The 18,604-nt window shown below is 58.6% G+C and carries 18 protein-coding genes and 1 riboswitch; of the genes, 6 read left to right on the top strand and 12 right to left on the bottom strand.

The annotated features are described in order from the left end of the window. Positions 1 to 7: 7 nt before the first annotated feature. The 7 genes from PH562_RS14535 to PH562_RS14505 all read right to left on the bottom strand — a co-directional run bounded on the left by PH562_RS14535 (position 8) and on the right by PH562_RS14505 (position 6,426). Entirely contained in the window at positions 8 to 1,018 is a 1,011-nt protein-coding gene (locus tag PH562_RS14535) for a zinc-dependent alcohol dehydrogenase family protein (protein ID WP_285173790.1), read from the bottom strand. 98 nt (positions 1,019 to 1,116) lie between these two features. Beyond that, positions 1,117 to 2,175: a carbohydrate kinase family protein gene (locus PH562_RS14530; protein ID WP_285173789.1), complete on the bottom strand. Its 1,059-nt coding sequence runs from the start codon at positions 2,173 to 2,175 to the stop codon at positions 1,117 to 1,119. After that, positions 2,175 to 2,846 (bottom strand): D-lyxose/D-mannose family sugar isomerase, encoded by a 672-nt coding sequence (locus tag PH562_RS14525; protein WP_285173788.1) that lies wholly within the window; start codon positions 2,844 to 2,846, stop codon positions 2,175 to 2,177. Before PH562_RS14525 ends, PH562_RS14530 begins: the two co-directional genes overlap by 1 nt. Continuing rightward, positions 2,843 to 4,000, bottom strand: a complete 1,158-nt coding sequence (locus PH562_RS14520; protein WP_285173787.1) for a Gfo/Idh/MocA family protein — start codon at positions 3,998 to 4,000, stop codon at positions 2,843 to 2,845. Before PH562_RS14520 ends, PH562_RS14525 begins: the two co-directional genes overlap by 4 nt. Positions 4,001 to 4,021: 21 nt before the next feature. Continuing rightward, positions 4,022 to 4,846 carry a class I fructose-bisphosphate aldolase gene (locus PH562_RS14515; RefSeq protein ID WP_285173786.1) on the bottom strand — a complete coding sequence of 275 codons (825 nt, stop codon included), beginning with the start codon at positions 4,844 to 4,846 and terminating at the stop codon, positions 4,022 to 4,024. Between the two features lie 194 nt (positions 4,847 to 5,040). Next, the gene (locus PH562_RS14510; RefSeq protein WP_285173785.1) at positions 5,041 to 6,039 is read right to left on the bottom strand and encodes a Tim44 domain-containing protein; all 999 of its coding nucleotides are present in this window, start codon (positions 6,037 to 6,039) and stop codon (positions 5,041 to 5,043) included. 165 nt (positions 6,040 to 6,204) lie between these two features. Beyond that, complete coding sequence (locus PH562_RS14505) at positions 6,205 to 6,426, bottom strand: hypothetical protein (protein ID WP_285173784.1); 222 nt, start codon at positions 6,424 to 6,426, stop codon at positions 6,205 to 6,207. 351 nt (positions 6,427 to 6,777) lie between these two features. Between PH562_RS14505 and PH562_RS14500 the strand changes: the two genes are divergently transcribed. Next, the gene (locus PH562_RS14500) at positions 6,778 to 7,056 is read left to right on the top strand and encodes an HU family DNA-binding protein (protein ID WP_069609985.1); all 279 of its coding nucleotides are present in this window, start codon (positions 6,778 to 6,780) and stop codon (positions 7,054 to 7,056) included. Positions 7,057 to 7,218: 162 nt separating this feature from the next. Here the strand turns inward: PH562_RS14500 and nrdF are convergent, their stop codons facing one another. The 4 genes from nrdF to nrdH are packed head-to-tail and all read right to left on the bottom strand — an operon-like array spanning position 7,219 to position 11,040. Beyond that, positions 7,219 to 8,193: a class 1b ribonucleoside-diphosphate reductase subunit beta gene (gene nrdF / locus PH562_RS14495; protein WP_285173783.1), complete on the bottom strand. Its 975-nt coding sequence runs from the start codon at positions 8,191 to 8,193 to the stop codon at positions 7,219 to 7,221. A gap of 20 nt (positions 8,194 to 8,213) precedes the next feature. Then, positions 8,214 to 10,403 (bottom strand): class 1b ribonucleoside-diphosphate reductase subunit alpha, encoded by a 2,190-nt coding sequence (gene nrdE, locus PH562_RS14490; RefSeq protein WP_285173845.1) that lies wholly within the window; start codon positions 10,401 to 10,403, stop codon positions 8,214 to 8,216. Between the two features lie 8 nt (positions 10,404 to 10,411). Then, positions 10,412 to 10,807, bottom strand: coding sequence for a class Ib ribonucleoside-diphosphate reductase assembly flavoprotein NrdI (gene nrdI, locus PH562_RS14485; RefSeq protein ID WP_285173782.1), 396 nt, complete (start codon positions 10,805 to 10,807; stop codon positions 10,412 to 10,414). Positions 10,808 to 10,818: 11 nt separating this feature from the next. Next, positions 10,819 to 11,040: a glutaredoxin-like protein NrdH gene (gene nrdH, locus PH562_RS14480; protein ID WP_095437442.1), complete on the bottom strand. Its 222-nt coding sequence runs from the start codon at positions 11,038 to 11,040 to the stop codon at positions 10,819 to 10,821. Positions 11,041 to 11,286: 246 nt separating this feature from the next. Continuing rightward, positions 11,287 to 11,504, bottom strand: a riboswitch (cobalamin riboswitch). 159 nt (positions 11,505 to 11,663) lie between these two features. Between nrdH and PH562_RS14475 the strand changes: the two genes are divergently transcribed. After that, positions 11,664 to 12,902 carry a hypothetical protein gene (locus PH562_RS14475; protein WP_285173781.1) on the top strand — a complete coding sequence of 413 codons (1,239 nt, stop codon included), beginning with the start codon at positions 11,664 to 11,666 and terminating at the stop codon, positions 12,900 to 12,902. A 208-nt stretch (positions 12,903 to 13,110) separates the two neighbouring features. Here the strand turns inward: PH562_RS14475 and PH562_RS14470 are convergent, their stop codons facing one another. After that, positions 13,111 to 14,256, bottom strand: coding sequence for an acyltransferase family protein (locus PH562_RS14470; RefSeq protein WP_285173780.1), 1,146 nt, complete (start codon positions 14,254 to 14,256; stop codon positions 13,111 to 13,113). Between the two features lie 260 nt (positions 14,257 to 14,516). Here PH562_RS14470 and PH562_RS14465 point away from each other — a divergent pair, with 260 nt between their 5' ends. From PH562_RS14465 to PH562_RS14450, 4 genes are read left to right on the top strand one after another with little or no spacing between them, the layout of a single operon-like run. Further along, entirely contained in the window at positions 14,517 to 15,530 is a 1,014-nt protein-coding gene (locus tag PH562_RS14465) for a LacI family DNA-binding transcriptional regulator (RefSeq protein ID WP_285173779.1), read from the top strand. A gap of 24 nt (positions 15,531 to 15,554) precedes the next feature. Next, a complete protein-coding gene (locus PH562_RS14460; RefSeq protein WP_285173778.1) occupies positions 15,555 to 16,874 on the top strand; it encodes an ABC transporter substrate-binding protein in 1,320 nt (439 codons plus the stop codon). Between the two features lie 51 nt (positions 16,875 to 16,925). Continuing rightward, the gene (locus tag PH562_RS14455; protein ID WP_285173777.1) at positions 16,926 to 17,771 is read left to right on the top strand and encodes a carbohydrate ABC transporter permease; all 846 of its coding nucleotides are present in this window, start codon (positions 16,926 to 16,928) and stop codon (positions 17,769 to 17,771) included. Next, positions 17,768 to 18,601 (top strand): carbohydrate ABC transporter permease, encoded by an 834-nt coding sequence (locus tag PH562_RS14450; RefSeq protein ID WP_285173776.1) that lies wholly within the window; start codon positions 17,768 to 17,770, stop codon positions 18,599 to 18,601. The genes PH562_RS14455 and PH562_RS14450 overlap by 4 nt, the downstream gene beginning before the upstream one ends. Positions 18,602 to 18,604: the final 3 nt, after the last annotated feature.

The following is an 18,604-nucleotide window of genomic DNA, read 5'->3' as shown; positions in this document are numbered from 1 at the left end:
GCAGCACTCAGGGACGGACGATGACCTTGATTTCACCAGCCAACGGCGCGCTGCCAACCACGCTTGCAACATCTTCAAGGCCGATCGTCTTCGTAACAAGCGAATCCAGCTCCAGAATCCCGCTTGCCACCATGGCGGCGGCGCGAGCATGGGTGAAGGGATTGAGATAGGCTGGCCTGATCTCGACTTCGTTGACGAGCAGATCGAACGGCAAAACGGGCACTTCTAGGCCTGCCGGCGTTACACCGAAAAGGACGAAGACTCCGCCCCGCCGCACCATCTGCAACCCGGTCTGAAGTGTTGCTGGCACGCCGGCGCATTCAATGACGACATCCGCGCCGCCACGGGTCGCGTCCTTGACAGCGGCAACCGCATCCGCCGTCGTTGGATCGAGGGCCTGTGTTGCACCCAGGCGCAAAGCTGCTTCCCGCCGTGACAGCTGCCTCGTGATCAGGATGATCGGGTCGGCGCCTGCGAGGCGGTTCAATTGCACCATGAGCAGCCCGATGACGCCGCCGCCCAATATGGCGACGCTGTCGCCCGGGCGGATCTTCGCCTTGTCGATGGCATGAATGCAGCAGGCGAGCGGCTCGCAAAAGGCTCCATGGACGGGATCAAGATCCGCAGGCAGCGTAAACGCCTGGCCACAGGGAACCGCGACATAATCGGCAAAGCCGCCATCCCGTGTCACACCGATAGCCTTCAAATTGGCGCAGAGATTCGGCCGCCCGCGCCGGCAGGCAGGGCAGGTACCGCAGGCAATATTCGGATCGACCGTTACGAGTTCCCCGCCCACAAAGGACGAAACACCCTCACCCACCTCTTCGACGAGGCCGCAAAACTCGTGGCCCAAGGTCACCGGGATCGCCGTCGGATATTCGCCCTTGTACATGTGCCGATCGGACCCACAGATGCCGGCGGCGAGAACCCGAACGATGATCTCTCCCGGCCCGGCGCTCAGCTTCTCGACCATGCGTATGGTCATATCGCCGATCGCTTCCAAACGGACTGCCCTCATTCGCCTCCTCCAAGCATAAGGTTTGATTCTTTCGCTATCGCGCGCTCCCATCGGCACTATAGCACTCAATGATGCGCGTTACCGCTCTGCAGTCAGGGCTAGGCACAGACGGGGTGCATCTCCTTCACATCCTCCAGAAGTGCCGCCATGTCGGGGATGCCGTCGGTCGCAGTCGCTCCTCCAAGGCAACGGGCGGCGGCGGCATGTGCAACAGCGCAGATGCGCTCGACGGGCCAATCTTCATGCAGACCGTAAAGCACAGCGGCGCAGAAAGCATCGCCCGCGCCGACAGTGCTGACAATATCGGTCGGCTCGACAGGTCGGGGGCGTGAGATAATAGGCTTTGCGCCCGGCGCAAACCAGAAGCAGATTTCCGGGGCGTGAATGATTGCACCCTTTGCAACGCCTGCAGCCAGCAACCGTTCGCCGGCTGTCAGAAGTGCGGCCTCGTTCAACTCCCCTTCCGCGCTCCGTACGGTCACGCCGGTTGCCCGCCCTGCTTCGATTTCATTGATGATAAGGTAATCGCAGTATGGCAGCGCCGCACCGACCTTGGCCGCAAATTGCGGGTCCTCGCTGGAGACGAAATCGACGCAAGTTGTAAGGCCGGCATTGCGCGCTGCTTCGAGCAGGCGCGATGCGCCCGATCGGCCCTCCGCATCAATCCCGTCGAGACCGGGCAGAAGCATCAGATAACCGAGATAGAACAGCCGGTAACCGGCATCTGCAAAGACGGCAGGCGAAACCAGCGCGTCCGTCACCGCATCATTGGCACCACCATGATAGAAGAAGGTGCGGTTCTGCCCCGGCACATTCATGACATGGGTGTGGGCTGTTGCGCGGTCGGCAAGCTCCCGCAGACCGCTTGCATCAATACCCGCGTCTTGAAGTCGCGTCTTGACGATCCCGCCATCGATATCCGTGCCGATGCAGCCGGCGGCGGCAAGCTTTGCAGGAAAGCCGAGCGAGGCGAGATCGGTGACGACATTGGCGGCCCCCCCGCCAACGCCCACATCCTGATGCTGAATATAGGCAAGATTACCCTGCTCGGGCCAATAGGACAGCGTATGGACACGGTCTACAATGAAGTTTCCGGCACAAACGATGCCTCCCTTGTCTTTCTTTTCGCTAGCGCGAACCTCCTCCCCGGTCCGCATCAGCCACCTGCCTCGTTCCACAGGGGCCTGAGAGGCGGTTCATCCTCCTCGATCGCGGCGAAGCGCCCGATTGGCTCCAGAAAGTAATTATCGCTGTTGTCGTCGTTGACCTGACTGACTTCGCCGACGAAGACCGGCCCGCCGCCCTTTCGGCCATAGAAGCGATGATAAAGCCCCGTTCGGATCGTTACGCTCTGGCCAGGAGAAAGCACCAACGGCTCCCATGCGGCAAGCTTCGTCGGCACGCCGTCGACCGGGACGGTCACGTCATCCTGCAGCACATTGCCCTCGGCGTCGGTCGCAGCGAATTCGATGACGAGATCGCCGCCGGCCCTGTTGATGATATCCTCCATCTTCGCCTTGTGGCGATGGGTCGGCGTGACCTGCCCTTCCTCGACGAAAAGCAGCTTTTCGGCATAGGTCCGCTCGCCTTCGACACCGACGATGCCGTTGCGCAGGCAGAAGAGTACGAGGCCGCATTCGGCAAAGCGGCCGGAGCCGAAATCTGTGACGTCCCATCCCAATTGATGGGCGCGCAGATAGCGAGCCGCTTCCGGATTGGCGGTGAAATCCGCCGCGGTCCAATATCCCCATTCCGGCAGAGACCAGCGCCAATGGTCTAGGGTTTTGTCTGCACACCTGAGTGCTTCATTGATTTCGGAGCGCTTCATCGGGCGGTCGCTCCTTCGTAATCGACCGGCACGACGATATTTTCGCGGCCGGATTTCAGTGCCGCCGTCAGTACAGCGTGATGAGCCTGCGCTTCTGCCGGAGTGGCACAGGTAAAGCCGTTGGCGTTTCCACCCGCCAGCTCGTCGATGAAGGCCGCCCACATTTGCTGTATGGCATCCGCGAAGCCGAATTCGAAGATCTTGCCGGTAATTGCCGGGAAGAGCGAGCCGTATCCAAGGTCCTCGGTGCTCCAGGCTTGTGCACCGCCATTATAGTCCATCCACTGCCATTGCCGCGGCGACTTGGTGGTGAAGAAGGCACTCTTCTTCATGCCGAGGATGCGAATATACCAGGTATTGGCCTCCCCCGGTGCGATCCGCCAGGTCTTCAGTACCATCGGAAAATCCTGGCCGCCCGCGCTGACGCGGGTATTGATCGTCGCATTGTCCCAGGTCGTGCACGGCACCATGCCGCCCTTGCCATCCGGGCGCTCGGTGATCTTCTTGACCAGTTGCGCATGCAGCGTCTGCGGGCGCCAGCCCAGCCGCAGGGGCACATGCAGCACATGCATACCGAGATCGCCCATGCAGCCATAATCGCCATTGATATCGGCCATGCGCTTCCAGTTGATCGGCTTTTGCCTGTCAATGTCGGACGAATGCAGAAAGCCGGCCTCGACCTCGAGAATATCGCCCATCTCGCCGCTTTCAGCGAGCGCGAGGACCTTCTGTGCCCCAGGAAAGAAGGGCATTTCCGACGAGCAGCGAACCAGAAGCTTCGGGTTCTCGGCGAGAACCGCCATGATCTCGCGGTTCTGTGCCGCATCCATGCCAAACGGCTTTTCGCCGAGCAGATGCTTTCCGGCCTTCAGAATGTCGACATAGAACTGCTGGTGCAGCACATGCGGCACGGCGCAATAGACGGCGTCGACATCCGGATTGGCCAGCAACTCCTTATAGTCGCTGGTGAACTGTCGGACCGACGGAACATTATCCTTGAACCAGTCCAGCAGTACCGCATTGGTATCGCAGACGGCAACGATTTCCGGCCACGCCCTCATGTCGGCAAGATGCAGCCAGCGCGCCGCAGCGCTTGCGAATTCGCGCCCCATCAGGCCACAGCCGATGACGCCGAAGCGGAATACCTTCTTCATGTTTCCTCCTCCCACGATGCGTCAGGCGAGATGCCGCGAGGCGTCTTCGACCGAAGCCTCCTCATGGACAATCGCCATCAGGGCGCGCGTCATGCCAGCGGGATTGCTGTGCTGGATAACGTTGCGACCATAGACGATGCCGCGGGCGCCCTGCTCCATCAACTGCTTTGTGCGCAAAAGGATTTCCTGATCCGAGACGCGTCCGCCGCCGCGCACCAGTACGGGCAAACCTTGCGCGATCTCGATGACGCGGTGGTAGTCCTGAACATTGTCACAGGGGTCGGCCTTGATGATGTCGGCGCCGAGTTCGGCAGCCTGACGCACCAGCGGCAGGATCTTGTCGATCGCGCCATCGACCATATAGGCACCCTTGGAATTATCCTGCATGACCAGCGGCTCGACCATCAGCGGCATGCCGTAAATCTCGCACTCGCGCTTGAGGCTGTTCACGTTGCGCACGCAGGCGCGGTAGACTTCGGGCTGGTCCGGCAGCATCAAAAGATTGACGACGACGCAAGCGGCATCAAGTGCCACCGCCTGCTCCACGCCCCGGTCGATCATCTCGGAAAACAGTGCCGAGGGCAGCGGATTGCCGTAAATGTTGGCGATATCGGTCCGCAGCACCAGAGTCGGACGATTTTTGCCGGGAATTGCCTGCAGAATGGGTGCAGTGCCTGGCGGAAGCTGAATGGCATCGGGCGCAGCATCGGCAATGACCTTGATCGCCGTGCGCATGTCCTCGATGCCGGCGAGAAAGGTCCGTTCATTGAACATGCCATGATCGATGGCGACGTCGAAGCAATTTCCGGACACGCCGAACAGGCGGTTGAGCCGCGCGGATTTCATCTGTTTCCTCCCGATGTGGTAACGTTTCCACATCGGTACATTAGAGGACTGATTTGGCGAGTCAAGGCGAATGCCGCGCCGTCCTCGGCACCCGCCCGACGCCTTCAGGTTTAAAGGATGAGGACAATCAGTTTATGGATATGACCAGCCGCCCCGATCCCTCGCGAAGCGGTTCCTTGCGGAAGCTGCGCAGGTCAGTGCAGTTCCGTTCCCTGGATTGCTGACAGCATCCAGTCCGAACCCGGCTTGCGCACGAAGGTCCAGAGTTCCGTCGTTTCCGAGGGGTTGCGGTCGTCGCCGTCGACGACTTTCCCGGTCGTGCGATCGACCATCGCGTCGATACTCGAATAGCGCATGGCAAGCGTCGCATATTCGGCATTGTCCTCGCGCCAGGCCTCGGCGATATCGCCTTGCAGCAGGCGCACGTCGGAAACGCTGTTGCGCACGCCGCTGGTCGCGTTTTCCCCAAGTTCTTCGGCGAGGTAGGACATGGCTTCCGGCGTGGTCAGCCGGCGCAGCGTGGCATAATCTTCCTTGCCATAGGCCGACTGGATTTCTGTCAGAAGGTGCTCGAAGCGATCGAGATCGGCCTGCTGCAGCCCGATCTCGTCATTGGCTTGGCGCGCTTTCGGCGCAGCTGCCGCTCCGCCGCCGATAGACGGGATGGAGAAGGAAGGACGCGGGGAAGCACCCGCATTGTTCATGGGGTTCATATTGTAGGACGACCCAGATCCCGTTGCTGCATATTGCGTGCGCTGGCGGTTTGCGAAGAATCGCATGGCAAAGCTGATGAGCAGCACGATCAGGCCGATCTGCAGCAGCATGCCGAGGAAGCCGATGCCGCCGCCAAAACCATGACCGAGCATCATGCCCAGTAGACCGCCGGCGATCAGGCCGCCGATCATCGACCCACCGAAGCCGCCGAAAAGGCCTGGACGCTGCGGCGCGCCGAGCGGCGGCTGGGTCGTGGTCTGCTGCTGCGGCCGCTGCGTCATCGACCGATCGATCGGGGCAGCCTGCGTGGGCGCCGTCCGCGTTATGGCCGGGGTATCAAAGGTACGCGTCCCACGGCTTCCAAAGCCGCTGGATCCAGCCCGACGCGCATCGGCGGCGTCAAAGGTCGCTACGGAAGAAGCGGCGGCAAGGACGACGATGGCTGCGATCTTGGCAAAACGCGGTACTGCACTGAACATTGGCTCTCCTGTCATAGGGCAGAAAGACTAATCCGCCCCTATATGGGGATGCCTGTTCCTGATTGTAAGGCTGCGATTTTAAGTTGGTGCAACTTTCAGATTTCAATCCAGAGCAAGCCGGCCGCGCAAGCACGCGGATGATTGCCACAACCCTCGAAGACGATCCTAATCTTCATCCGCTCCTTCGGTCAAACCGTCATAGACTTCCATCATCGCATTGGTAATCGCCTGGCCAAGCGCGTTACCGGCCGCGCGGACATCATCCTCAGTGCCGTCCCGTGCCGCTCTCGCCAGTTCAAAGCCCTCGTCGCTGATGATCTGCTTTGCGATCTCGATGGCCCAAAGCCCGAAATCGCCGCGGTTACCTATCTTGATCTCGTGTTCCATTGTCCGTCCCATCATTTATCACAGCCAAGCCTCTATAGACCTGTCGGGCAAAAGGCCAGTTTCAATGACCCGTTACCGCTCGCATCCGGAGGGCGAAGAGGGCGCTGGAGCTCTGATTCCGGCCCTTTCAGCAGATTCGCAGGCGTCTGCGGTAGCATGGAGCGCTCTCCCATCGGCCGCCCGACCGAGCCCATGACTGGAAAAACGCTTGCGGAAAGCGTTCAAAATGGCCTCGATGCGTCGGAACCTGTGGAAATACAGGCATTCTCGGCCTTTCCGGCCCCGACTCCAGGTGACAATGGACATCGTCAATGGAAATGATTCCAGCGTCATCAATGCGGGGGAAGCCTCATGACCACCACCAATGAAATCGCAGACAAGATCGCTGCAGACCACAAGCTTACCAAAGTCCAGAGCAAGGCGATTGTCGAAGCCGTCTTTGCAGCCATTACCGGAGCCGCAACATCCGGCGCCGAAACCTCGATCCCGGGCTTTGGCAAGTTCAAAGTCAAGGATACGCCGGCGCGCGAAGCACGCAATCCGGGCACGGGCGCAACCATCAAGGTTGCCGCATCGAAGAAGCTCGCCTTCACGCCGGCAAAGGCGCTGAAGGATGCGCTCAACAAGTAATCCGGATCGTTAAGGTCCGATGGATCAATGGCCGGCTCTATTTGTTAGAGCCGGCCGTTTGTGTTTCCAAGCGGAGATAAGCGCCGCTCAGCGACGGCTGCCGTCAGGGCACCGTTTCCAAGGCGACGGCTCGAACGGCTTGAGCTGCGCCAAGCTCGATCCTCAGAAATTCCAGTCCTCATCCTCCGTGGCAACGGCCTTGCCGATGACATAGGACGAGCCGGAGCCGGAGAAAAAGTCGTGGTTCTCATCCGCATTCGGCGACAGCGCCGAAAGGATGGCCGGGTTGACCTTGCAGGCTTCGGCCGGAAAAAGCGCCTCATAGCCGAGATTCATCAGGGCCTTATTGGCGTTGTAGTGCAGGAACTTCTTGACGTCTTCGGTCAGGCCGACGCCGTCATAGAGCGCTTCGGTATATTTGGCCTCGTTATCATAAAGCTCCAACAGCAGATCGAAGGCGAAATCCTTGATTTCCTGGCGCTGCCCGTCCGAAAGCCGCTCCTGCCCGCGCTGGAACTTGTAGCCGATGTAATAGCCATGCACGGCTTCATCACGGATGATGAGACGGATCATGTCGGCGGTGTTGGTGAGCTTGGCGCGGCTCGACCAGAACATGGGCAGGTAGAAGCCGGAATAGAACAGGAAGCTCTCGAGGAAAACGCTGGCAACCTTCTTCTTCAGCGGATCGCCGGACGCATATTGCTCCATGATCAGCTGCGACTTGCGCTGCAGAAACTCGTTCTCCTCAGACCAGCGATAGGCGTCGTCCACGTCCGGCGTCAGGCAGAGCGTCGAGAAGATCGACGAGTAGGAACGTGCATGCACGGCTTCCATGAAGGAAATGTTCGACAGCACCGCCTCTTCATGCGGGGTCGCGGCATCGGCCATCAGCTTGACCGAACCGACACCGTTCTGGATCGTGTCGAGCAGCGTCAGGCCGGTGAAGACGCGGATGGTGAGCTGCTGCTCCTCAGGCTTGAGTGTCGCCCAGGATTGGATGTCGTTCGACAAGGGCACCTTCTCCGGCAGCCAGAAATTACCGGTCAGACGGTTCCAGACCTCGAGGTCCTTGTCGTCCTCGATGCGGTTCCAGTTGATGGCCCGAACGCGGCTTGCCGGCTTGAATTGCATATTCATTTTCATCGTCCCTCAAACGTTCAGAGCGTGCAGGAAACGCAGCCCTGAACCTGCGTGCCTTCGAGCGCCATCTGACGAAGGCGGATGTAATAGATAGTCTTGATACCCTTCTTCCAGGCGTAGATCTGCGCCTTGTTGATATCGCGCGTTGTCGCGGTATCGCGGAAGAACAGCGTCAGCGACAGGCCTTGGTCGACATGCTGGGTGGCCGCAGCATAGGTGTCGATGATCTTTTCCGGCCCGATCTCGTAGGCGTCCTGGTAATAGTCGAGATTGTCGTTCGTCATGAAGGCGGCCGGATAATAGACGCGGCCGATCTTGCCTTCCTTGCGAATCTCGATCTTGGAGACGATTGGATGGATCGAGGAGGTCGAGTGGTTGATGTAGGAGATCGAGCCCGTCGGCGGCACGGCCTGCAGGTTCTGGTTATAGAGCCCGCCCTCCATGACGGCTTTCTTCAAGGCGAGCCAATCCTCCTGGGTGGGAATGGCAATCCCGGCCTTCTCGAAGATTTCCGCGACACGCCCGGTCGCGGGCTTCCATTCCTGCTCCGTATACTTATCGAAATATTCGCCGGAGGCGTATTTCGAATTCTCGAAGCCCTTGAAGCTCTGGCCACGCTCGACCGCAAGCAGATTCGAGGCGCGAATAGCGTGGTAGGTGACCGTGTAGAAGTAGATGTTGGTGAAATCGACACCTTCTTCCGAGCCGTAGAAGATGCGCTCGCGGGCGAGATAGCCGTGCAGGTTCATCTGGCCGAGGCCGATCGCATGGCTTTCGTCATTGCCCTTCTCGATCGAGGGTACGGAGGAGATATGGCTCATGTCCGAGACGGCCGTCAGCGCCCGGATGGACATCTCGATCGTCTTGCCGAAATCCGGGCTGTCCATCGCGGCAGCAATATTCAGAGAACCGAGATTGCAGGAGATGTCCTTGCCCATATGCTTGTAGGACAGGTCGTCGTTGTATTCGCTGGCTTCGCTGACCTGCAGGATTTCCGAGCAGAGATTGCTCATGGTGATGCGGCCGGCAACCGGATTGGCGCGGTTCACCGTGTCCTCGAACATGATGTAGGGATAACCGCTTTCGAACTGGATTTCGGCGATCACCTGGAAGAATTCGCGCGCCTTGATCTTCTTCTTGCGGATGCGGCTGTCGGCCACCATCTCGCGATACTTCTCCGTCACCGAAATCTCGGTAAATGGCACGCCATAAACGCGCTCCACATCATAGGGCGAGAATAGGTACATATCCTCGTTGTTCTTCGCGAGCTCGAAAGTAATGTCCGGAATGACCACGCCGAGCGACAGTGTCTTGATGCGAATCTTCTCGTCGGCATTTTCGCGTTTGGTATCGAGGAAGCGCATGATGTCGGGATGGTGAGCGTTCAGGTAGACGGCGCCCGCCCCTTGCCGCGCGCCAAGCTGGTTGGCGTAGGAGAAGGAGTCTTCCAGCAGCTTCATGACGGGAATGATGCCGGACGACTGGTTCTCGATATGCTTGATGGGTGCGCCGGCCTCACGGATGTTGGTGAGCGATAGCGCCACGCCTCCGCCGCGTTTCGAAAGCTGCAGAGCCGAGTTAATGGCGCGGCCGATCGATTCCATATTGTCTTCGACACGCAGCAGGAAGCAGGAGACCAGCTCTCCGCGCTGCTTCTTGCCGGCATTGAGGAAGGTCGGTGTTGCCGGCTGGAAGCGGCCGGAGATAATCTCGTCCACCAGATCGCGCGCAATCTGCTCGCTGCCCTGCGCCAGCGTCAGCGCGACCATGCAGATGCGGTCTTCATAACGCTCGAGATAGCGTTTTCCATCGAAGGTCTTCAGCGTGTAGCTGGTGTAGTATTTGAAGGCGCCGAGAAAGGTCGGAAAACGGAATTTCTTCGCATAGGCGTGATCGAAGAGATCGCGCACGAAATTGAAGGAATACTGATCCAGAACCTCCTGCTCGTAGTAGCCTTCCCTCACCAGATAATCGAGCTTTTCCCTGAGGTTATGGAAGAAGACCGTGTTCTGATTGACGTGCTGGAGGAAGTATTGCTTGGCCGCCATACGATCCTTGTCGAGCTGGATCTTTCCGTGCTCATCATAGAGGTTCAGCATGGCGTTCAGTGCGTGATAATCCAATGCTGGTTCCGCCGCCTTGGCTGGCCGATCATTCGTGGTAGCAGAAAAAGTGCTCTGCGGTTTTTCGCCCGCGTCCCGCAACAAAGAAGAGCTTAGCGTATCCAAAATCGTTCCAATCCCTGTCTGACATTGGCGACATCCTCATCCGTGCCCAGAAGTTCGAACCGATAGAGATACGGCACCTGGCATTTAGCAGAGATGATGTCGCCGGCGATCCCGTAGGTCGCGCCGAAGTTGCTGTTGCCCGCGGCGATGACCCCGCGGATGTTCGAACGGTTGCCCGCATCGTTGAGGAAGCGGATCACCTGCTTGGGCACGGCCCCTTTGCCACCGTCGCCGCAATAGGTCGGGACGATCAGGACATAGAGCGAGGTCGTTCGAAATTCGTCTCCCGCGGCAAGCGGGATACGAGCAGCCGGCAATGCGAGCTTCGTAACGAAGCGATGGGTATTTTCCGACCGGCTGGAGAAATAGACGATCTCGCCCACCGCCCGGCTCCTTAAGCGAGAGCGCTGATCATGTCGGGACGGAAGCCGGCCCAATGCAACTCCCCGGCGACGACAACCGGAACCTGGCGATAGCCGAGACCCTGCACCAGCTCATAGGCGGCGGCATCGGTCGATACGTCGACGATGGTGTAGTCGATGCCTTGGCGATCAAGCGCGCGGGTCGTGGCTGTGCACTGGACGCAGGCGGGCTTGCTGTAGACGGTGATGCTCATGAGATATCCTCGTATGGATGGGCACGGAAAATCGCTCGGGCATCGGATGATGCCCGCTCGGCGGGTGAAAAGTGGAGCAAACCTAGCCGGCGGCCGGACGCATTTAAGCGGCCGTCACTCGCGCGGGCGACTATAGATACTCAGGAACATGGACTTCACCCCGAAGTTATCAGCGGGATCTTCGAGGAAGCGAGGGCGGCCATTATGCCGCATGGACCATCGCTCGCCAGCCGGACACCCCGCCCGTGGACGTCAATGCTCAAGGCAGGTCTCCTGGCTCGCGGGTCATAACATTCGTCTTGCCTTCCCAAGACACACGGTCTCAGTGACGTCATTGAACGAATGCTCACCGCTCACAGTTGCGGGGGCAGCTCCGGCTTAGCGATCATCATGTTCGCCGACCAGATTCCCGTCTTAGCCTCCAATTCTTGCGAATCAGAAGAACCTCGAACACTATATATAGTATCTTCAGTTAAAATTGCGTCAACTGCTTCGATGGCCTCAAGCCAATTTCGATGTTGATGAATTCCGACAATCTCGCCTGACGCGTGCACAGGGGCTGGACAGATGCAGCGTTACTTCATTACGCTGCATCTGTAATGTTATTACATAAAGGACCCTTCATGCCGAACACAAGCTCTGGTATCCTCCTTGCAGCCTCATCCTTGGCTTGCGCCTTGCTGCTTCCCTTCCCGTCGTTTGCCGACGACGAAAAGGAGACGGAAAGCTGGCGACTATTCGTCGCCGATCACAGCCTGCCGATCGTCCGCGCGATCGATGCCTCAAGTGGCAAGGAAATCGGCCGGTTCGATCTTCACGGCTATGCCTCCCTGTCTCTCAGTCAATCCGGCCGCACCATATTTGCCGTGCAAGGCGAAAAGAATGTGGTCCACGCGATTGCGACCGGCATATCCCTCTCCGACCACGGCGAACATCGCGACATCGAACTTTCCGATCCGAAACTGCTCCGGACATCGATCAAGGGCGAAAAGCCTGGGCACGTGGTGACGCACGGCAACAATGTCGCAATCTTCTACGACCGCGACGACAAGTTCGATCTCCTGTCCGAAAATGGCCTTGCCGAAGGCAAACCCGATATTCGTTCATTCCAGACCATCGCCGCCCACCACGGCGTTGCCGTTCCGATGGGCGACCATCTTCTCGTGTCGGTGCCGAACATGGAGGCTTCCGTGAAGGAAGGCGAGTTGCCGCCGCGCCTCGGCTTGCGCGTGTTGGACCGAACGGGAGAGCAGGTTGGTGATATCAAGCGCTGCACAGGGCTTCATGGGGAAGCGACTTCCGCCCGGCTGATTGCCTTCGGCTGCGAGGAAGGTGTCCTGATCGCTCGCCCCGGCGGTATCGACGGCCCAAAGGTGGAGATGCTCGCCTATGGCTCTTCCTTGCCAAAGGGCAAGGTCTCGACATTGCTCGGCGGCATGTCCATGCAATTCTTCCTCGGCAATTATGGTGAGCAGAACGTCGTATTGATCGATCCGGACAATTCTGACCAACCCTACAAGCTGATCGAACTGCCGACACGACGGGTCGATTTCATACTCGATCCGGCAAAGCCGCAGATCGCCTACATTCTCACCGAGGACGGCAATCTGCATCTTATTGATGTCGTGAAAGGCGCGATCGTGAAATCCGAGACCGTTACCGAACCTTACAGCAAGGACGGTCACTGGCGCGACCCGCGGCCTCGTCTGGCGATCGCCGGCAATCTCATCGCCATTACCGATCCGCGCCACGGCCTCGTGCGCATGGTCGATAACCAATCACTGATGGAAGTCCGCAGCATTCCCGTCGAGGGGCAGCCCTTTGCGATCGTTGCGGCCGGCGGATCGGGAGCAGTGCATTGAGAGCCTGAGGTGTAGAGATTGCGATCCGATTCGGATCATTGTTCGTTGGTAGTCAGTATCTGACTACCGCCACCTGTTTTGAGCGCCATGTTTTAAGCGCGATGCCATCGATCGCTAACTGTTGAACATCGCAACGGGAGCCGGTGCTCGGCCAGCTCTCGACAATTGGCGATCGATAAGAATCCGGCTTGCCAAGCCGCCCATGATATCAGGCAGCGTGCGGACGAAACTTTGCGGTCGCAGCACCCTCCAGACGAAACTTCAGTTCGTAAGCCACAGCGCAGATTGCCAAAGTGGCGACGGCAATTGGGATAAACGACACGGCGGACAAGAGTCCCATACGATCCAATCCGTAGGCGATCAGCAGCATAACGGTCTGGTGGAGAACGTAGTAGGTAAGAACCGCCCTATTGAGATAGCGGATCACGGCATTTTCCGATCGGCACCAAATCCTCGCATAGCCGAGAACGGCGACGATCGCGCACCATTGGAACGCACCACCAAGTATTCTCCCGACAGACAGCCGCCACATTTCTGGATCACTGGATGGCAGGCTGGGAAACAGGCATACCAAAGCCACCGCGCAAGCGACCGTCAGAATCAACGCCGGTCTCCGCATGTTGACAATAGCATCCCAGCAATCGTCACGCGTTGCCATCACAGCTCCCATCACGAACGCAGCCATATAAACGGCATGGCTATACCAATCAGTCAAAAACTCCAGTGACGGGGGGAAAATTGGTCTCAAGACGAGCCGAAGGAAAATGAACAGCAAGGCGGGCGCTATCAGTACCCATTTGCCCGTAAGCCAAGGGGCAAGCCGATCTCCAATATAGGACAACAACGATGGCCACACCGCCACCGCGAGCGTGATGATCACGGTATAGCTCCACAGATACAGGAGATACCAAAGATGCTGCATGCCGGCGAGCAGCGTCTGCTCACCGCTCGGCAAGGAAACCGGAGTCAAGGTCAGATAATTCCAGAAGACCGCCAAAAGGCTGATATGCACTCCCATCTTGGCATTCAAAAATACATATATCTGTGGCGGGATCAGAAACAGCATACCAGCCAGAAAAGGCATCAGTAATTGTCTTGTCCGCGCACTCCTTAACGCGCCGGGAGGATGCTTCACCAGCAGCATACCCGTCACGGCGCCGGAGATGAAAAACAGCAGCGTCATTCGCCACGGATGCGTCAACAAATGGATTATATCGAAGGCGGGAGAACTGTCCGGTGCCTTCAGCATGAAATTTCTCGAATTATAAATCAGGCTAACGTGGTAGATGATCAGCAGCAAAAATGCTGCCACCCTGACAAAATCCAGATCATGCCGACGTGATGGTCTCTCCATATTTTCGCATTTTAGATTTCAACCATTAATTGATTATGTAGTGAACTACTCAAAATTTCACGTTGGGCCGCAAGCCTCCCTGAAACTTGGCCGAGCAGGCCAGAGCACCCTGAGGCGAACGCCCATATCGACAAACGGCACCTTTCCCAAGCACGGCAGTCTCTCCGCCAAAAGGATGGGCAGAGCCCGACGGGACGCTTGACACTCAGCCAGCGAACTTTTATTTATACGTATAAATAATACGTATAAGTACGTGAGCGATGACAAACGGACGAGCAACGCAAAAGGATGTCGCAAGGGCTGCGGGGGTCTCGCAGGCCACCGTTTCCATGGTGCTGAGCGGCGGCGGAGCATCCATCCCGGCAGAGACATGGGAGCGCATCACGAAGGCGGCAAAGGACCTCGGCTACGTACCAAACCGTTTTGCGCAAGCGCTCAAGACGAGCCGCACGATGACCATCGCCTGCATCGTGCCCGACATCACCAATCCGTTCTATCCGTCTTTGATTCGCGGCATTCAGTCGATCGCCGACGGCCAGAACTACGATGTGATCACGGTCAACACGGACGGGACGCCCGAGCGCGAACGTCATTTTCTCGATTGGGCCCGACAGGGCCGTGTCGATGGCGTGGTCGGCGTCTTCTTCACGCTGAAGGCCAAGGATTTCAATCCCTTGGTCGAGGCCGGCGTTCCCATAGTGAGAATTGAATCATCCAAAAAGCGCGGTGGCGAAATCCCGATCGACGACATCTATGTCGACAGCAGGGCGGCGGCGCAGACGGTGACGGAATATCTGCTGGGCCTCGGTCATAAGCGCATCGCGCTCGTCGCCGGTCGCGGCGGTCCGCAGGCCCATCGTATCGAAGGCTATCGTACGGCGCTCTCAAAACTCGGCCATCCCGATCACGTCGTCATTGATGACGAATTTTCCGAGATGGGCGGCATACGCGCGGCCGAGAGCATTCTTGCCGGTGATTTCAGACCGACCGCCATCTTTGCCGCAAACGACCTGATGGCGATCGGGGTGATGCAGTCGCTGCGTGAACGCGGCATCCGCATTCCGGAGGATATCGCCGTCGTCGGTTTCGACGATATTTCCGCCGCCAAGCTCGTCACCCCGACGCTGACGACGGTCGCGCAATTTCAATGGAAAATGGGAGAACGTGCCGCGCAGACGCTGATGGATCGCCTTCGCGGACAGAAGACCGGTGCTGGAACGGCCGTTGAAATGCCTTTCGATCTCATCGTCAGGGGTTCGACGAGCAACGAATAAAATCAAATCGGGAGGAGAAAACCGATGCACAGACGTACAGTTTTGAAAGCCGGCCTTGGCGTGGCTGCCCTGCCGCTTATATCCCGCTTCGCATTCGCGGCGGATCAGAAGCCCATATCCTTCTGGTACGAATCCGCTTCGCCGGAGAACCAGGATAACCTCAAGAACATTCTGATCGACCCGTTCAATGCGGCGCATCCCGAAGACCTCCTGAGCATCGATTTCCGCGGCTCGGATCTCGACAAGCAGCTGCGCGTCGCGATGCTGGCCGGCACCGGCCCCGATGTCGTCTTCACGGCCGGCCCGAGTTATGTCGCGGCAATGGCACAGGCCGGTCAGCTTATGCCGCTTGACGACTACGCCAAGAAATATGGATGGAACGAGCGTCTGCTGCCACTCTTCCTCGATCTCGGCCGCTACAACGGCAAGCTCTATGCGCTCGCAAAGACATACGAAACGCTCGGCCTCTTCTACAACAAGACCTTGTTCGACCAGAACAAATGGAAAGTGCCAACGACGATATCAGATTTCGAGGCGCTCGCCGACGAGATGAAGGCCAAGGGCCTGACCCCGTTCGGTGCCGGCAATGCCGACTGGCGCCCTGCCAACGAGCATTATGTCTCAATCGCCTTCAACTCGATCGCGGGACCTGAGAATGTCTACAAGGCGCTGACCGGCGCCATTCCGTGGACCGATCCGGCTTTCGTCCACTCGATCGACAAGCTCGCGGAGTGGTGGGACAAGGGATATTTCGGCGACAACTACTTTTCGCTGACGCTCGAGCAGGCCTTTGCGCAGATCGCCAGCGGCCAGGCCGGCATGGCGCCGACCGGCACGTGGAACTTCACCAACGTCCAGACTTATTTCCCGCAGAACAACGCGGAACCCGGTTTCGTCGGCTTCCCGAGCGAGAAAGGCGATCCAATCTTCGCGCTCGGCATCGGCTCGACGCTGTCGATCAACGCCAAGTCAGGCAATGCCGATGGCGCCGCTGCCGTTCTCGACTACATGTTCACGGACGACTACTACAGCAAGATGAACTCCGTCTGGCAGGGCGAATGGAACCTGCCGCTGGCCGATCTCTCCAAGGTCAAACTCTCCGATAAGGTCCTGCCCCTTTACGAGGACGCAATGAAGCAGCTGGCAGGCGCAGTCGCCGCCGGCAAATACGGCTACACGACCTGGACCTTCCTGCCGCCGGCCACGGACACCTATCTGGTTAGCGGCATGGAAGAAGTCTGGCTCAAGAAAACGAAGTCGGCCGACTTCTTGAAGAAGCTTGACGAGACCTTCAAGCAGGAACGTGACGCCGGCAAGGCGCCGGCGGTCCCGCCCCGCGTCTGAAAAGCCGCCGCAGGACGGCGTTGAAAGCGCCGTCCTCGTCCGGAGGATATTATGCACCGACTCTATCTCGTTCCGACGATGATCATTAATATCATCATCGTCCTCGTCCCTGCTTTGCTGACGGTGGCACTCGCCTTCTGCAATTGGGACGGCATTTCCCCGCCCACCTTTGCGGGCCTCGACAATTTCCGCGCGCTTGCCGACGACCGCGTCTTCTGGCTGGCGCTCGGCAACAACATCATCTGGACCATCGTCTTCCTGACGGTGCCAATCCTCATGGGGCTGCTGGCCGCCTCGATGCTGCTGATCGTGCGACGCGGCAGCAATTTCTTCCAGGTCGTCTACTTCCTGCCTGTCGTCATCGCGACTGCGATCACGGCCCGCATCTGGCAGGGGATGATCTATAGCCCCGTGACCGGCGTCTTCGGCCTCCTCAAGAAATACGGGCTGCCGATCCCCAATGCGCTGACCCAGCCACCGATCGCGCTGTTCGGCGTCGCAACCGTCGACCTGTGGCACTGGTGGGGTTTCCTCTGCGTCATCTTCTTCGCCGCATTGCGGCAGGTGCCGCAGGAGCAGATCGAAGCCGCCCGCATCGAAGGCGCGACCTACTTCCAGATGATGCGCTATGTGCTGCTTCCCGGCATCCGGCCGACCATCACGCTGATGATGATCATGACCGTCATCTGGTCGTTCCTCGCCTTCGATTTCGTCTACATCCTAACCCAAGGCGGCCCAGCCTTCTCCAGCGAACTGCTTTCGACACTCGCCTATCGCAAAGCCTTTTATGATCTGAACGTCGGGCAGGCGGCCGCAGCAGCCCTGGTCATCAGCTTATTCGGGCTAGTCGGCACCTTCTTCTACGTGCGCATCCAGACCAGGGAGGGCGAACAATGAGGCTCGTGGAAAGCCGCCTGACTCTCTGGGTCTGCTATATCCTTCTCGGCATATTTGCCTTCATCGCCCTCTTCCCTATCGCGCTTCTGGTGCTGAATTCGCTGAAGCCGGCGGCTCAGATCGTGCAGAACCCACTCGGACTGCCGCAGCCGATCCGCTGGCAGAATTTTGCCAATGCCTGGAGCCACGCGAAATTCTCGCAGACCTTCATCAATTCGCTGATCGTCTCCGGCACGACCATTGCGCTCGTCTGCACGACATCGTCGCTGACAGCCTACGTGATCGCGCGCCGCAAGATCAAAAGCTGGAAGATCTTCACCTTCTATCTTTTGGCAACGACGACCGCACCGATCCAGCTCTATATCTTCCCGCTCTATTTCGGCTTCGCGAAGCTCGGGCTCATCAACAACATCTTCGGTGTGGCGTTGATCTACACCGCGCTCTACAGCCCCTTTGCCGTGATGCTGCTCAGAACCTATTTCCTGGCAGTTCCAAAGGAGCTTGAGGAAGCAGCGATCGTCGACGGCGCCACGCATTGGCAGGTCTTCTGGCGAGTGATGCTGCCAATCGTCTCGCCGGGCATCCTCACCGTGGCGCTGATCATCGGTCTGAATTCGTGGAATGAGTTTCTGATCGCCACGACCTTCCTGCAGAAGCAGGAGAACATGACGGCCGTCATCGCCTTCTTCCTGCTATCCGGCCAGTACAGCTCCGATTGGGGTGAGATCATGGCCGCAGCGCTCATCATCGTCGTGCCCGTCGTCGCGCTTTTCGTCTTCATGCAGAAGCGCTTCATCGAGGGCATGGCCGGCGGCTCCGTCAAAGGCTGAACG

Origin of the sequence: Rhizobium centroccidentale (assembly GCF_030182565.1) — a bacterium.
In the GTDB taxonomy this organism is placed as follows: domain Bacteria; phylum Pseudomonadota; class Alphaproteobacteria; order Rhizobiales; family Rhizobiaceae; genus Rhizobium.
The sequence above is the reverse complement of the archived record's forward strand: the minus strand, read 5'-3'. Positions and strand labels throughout refer to the sequence as shown.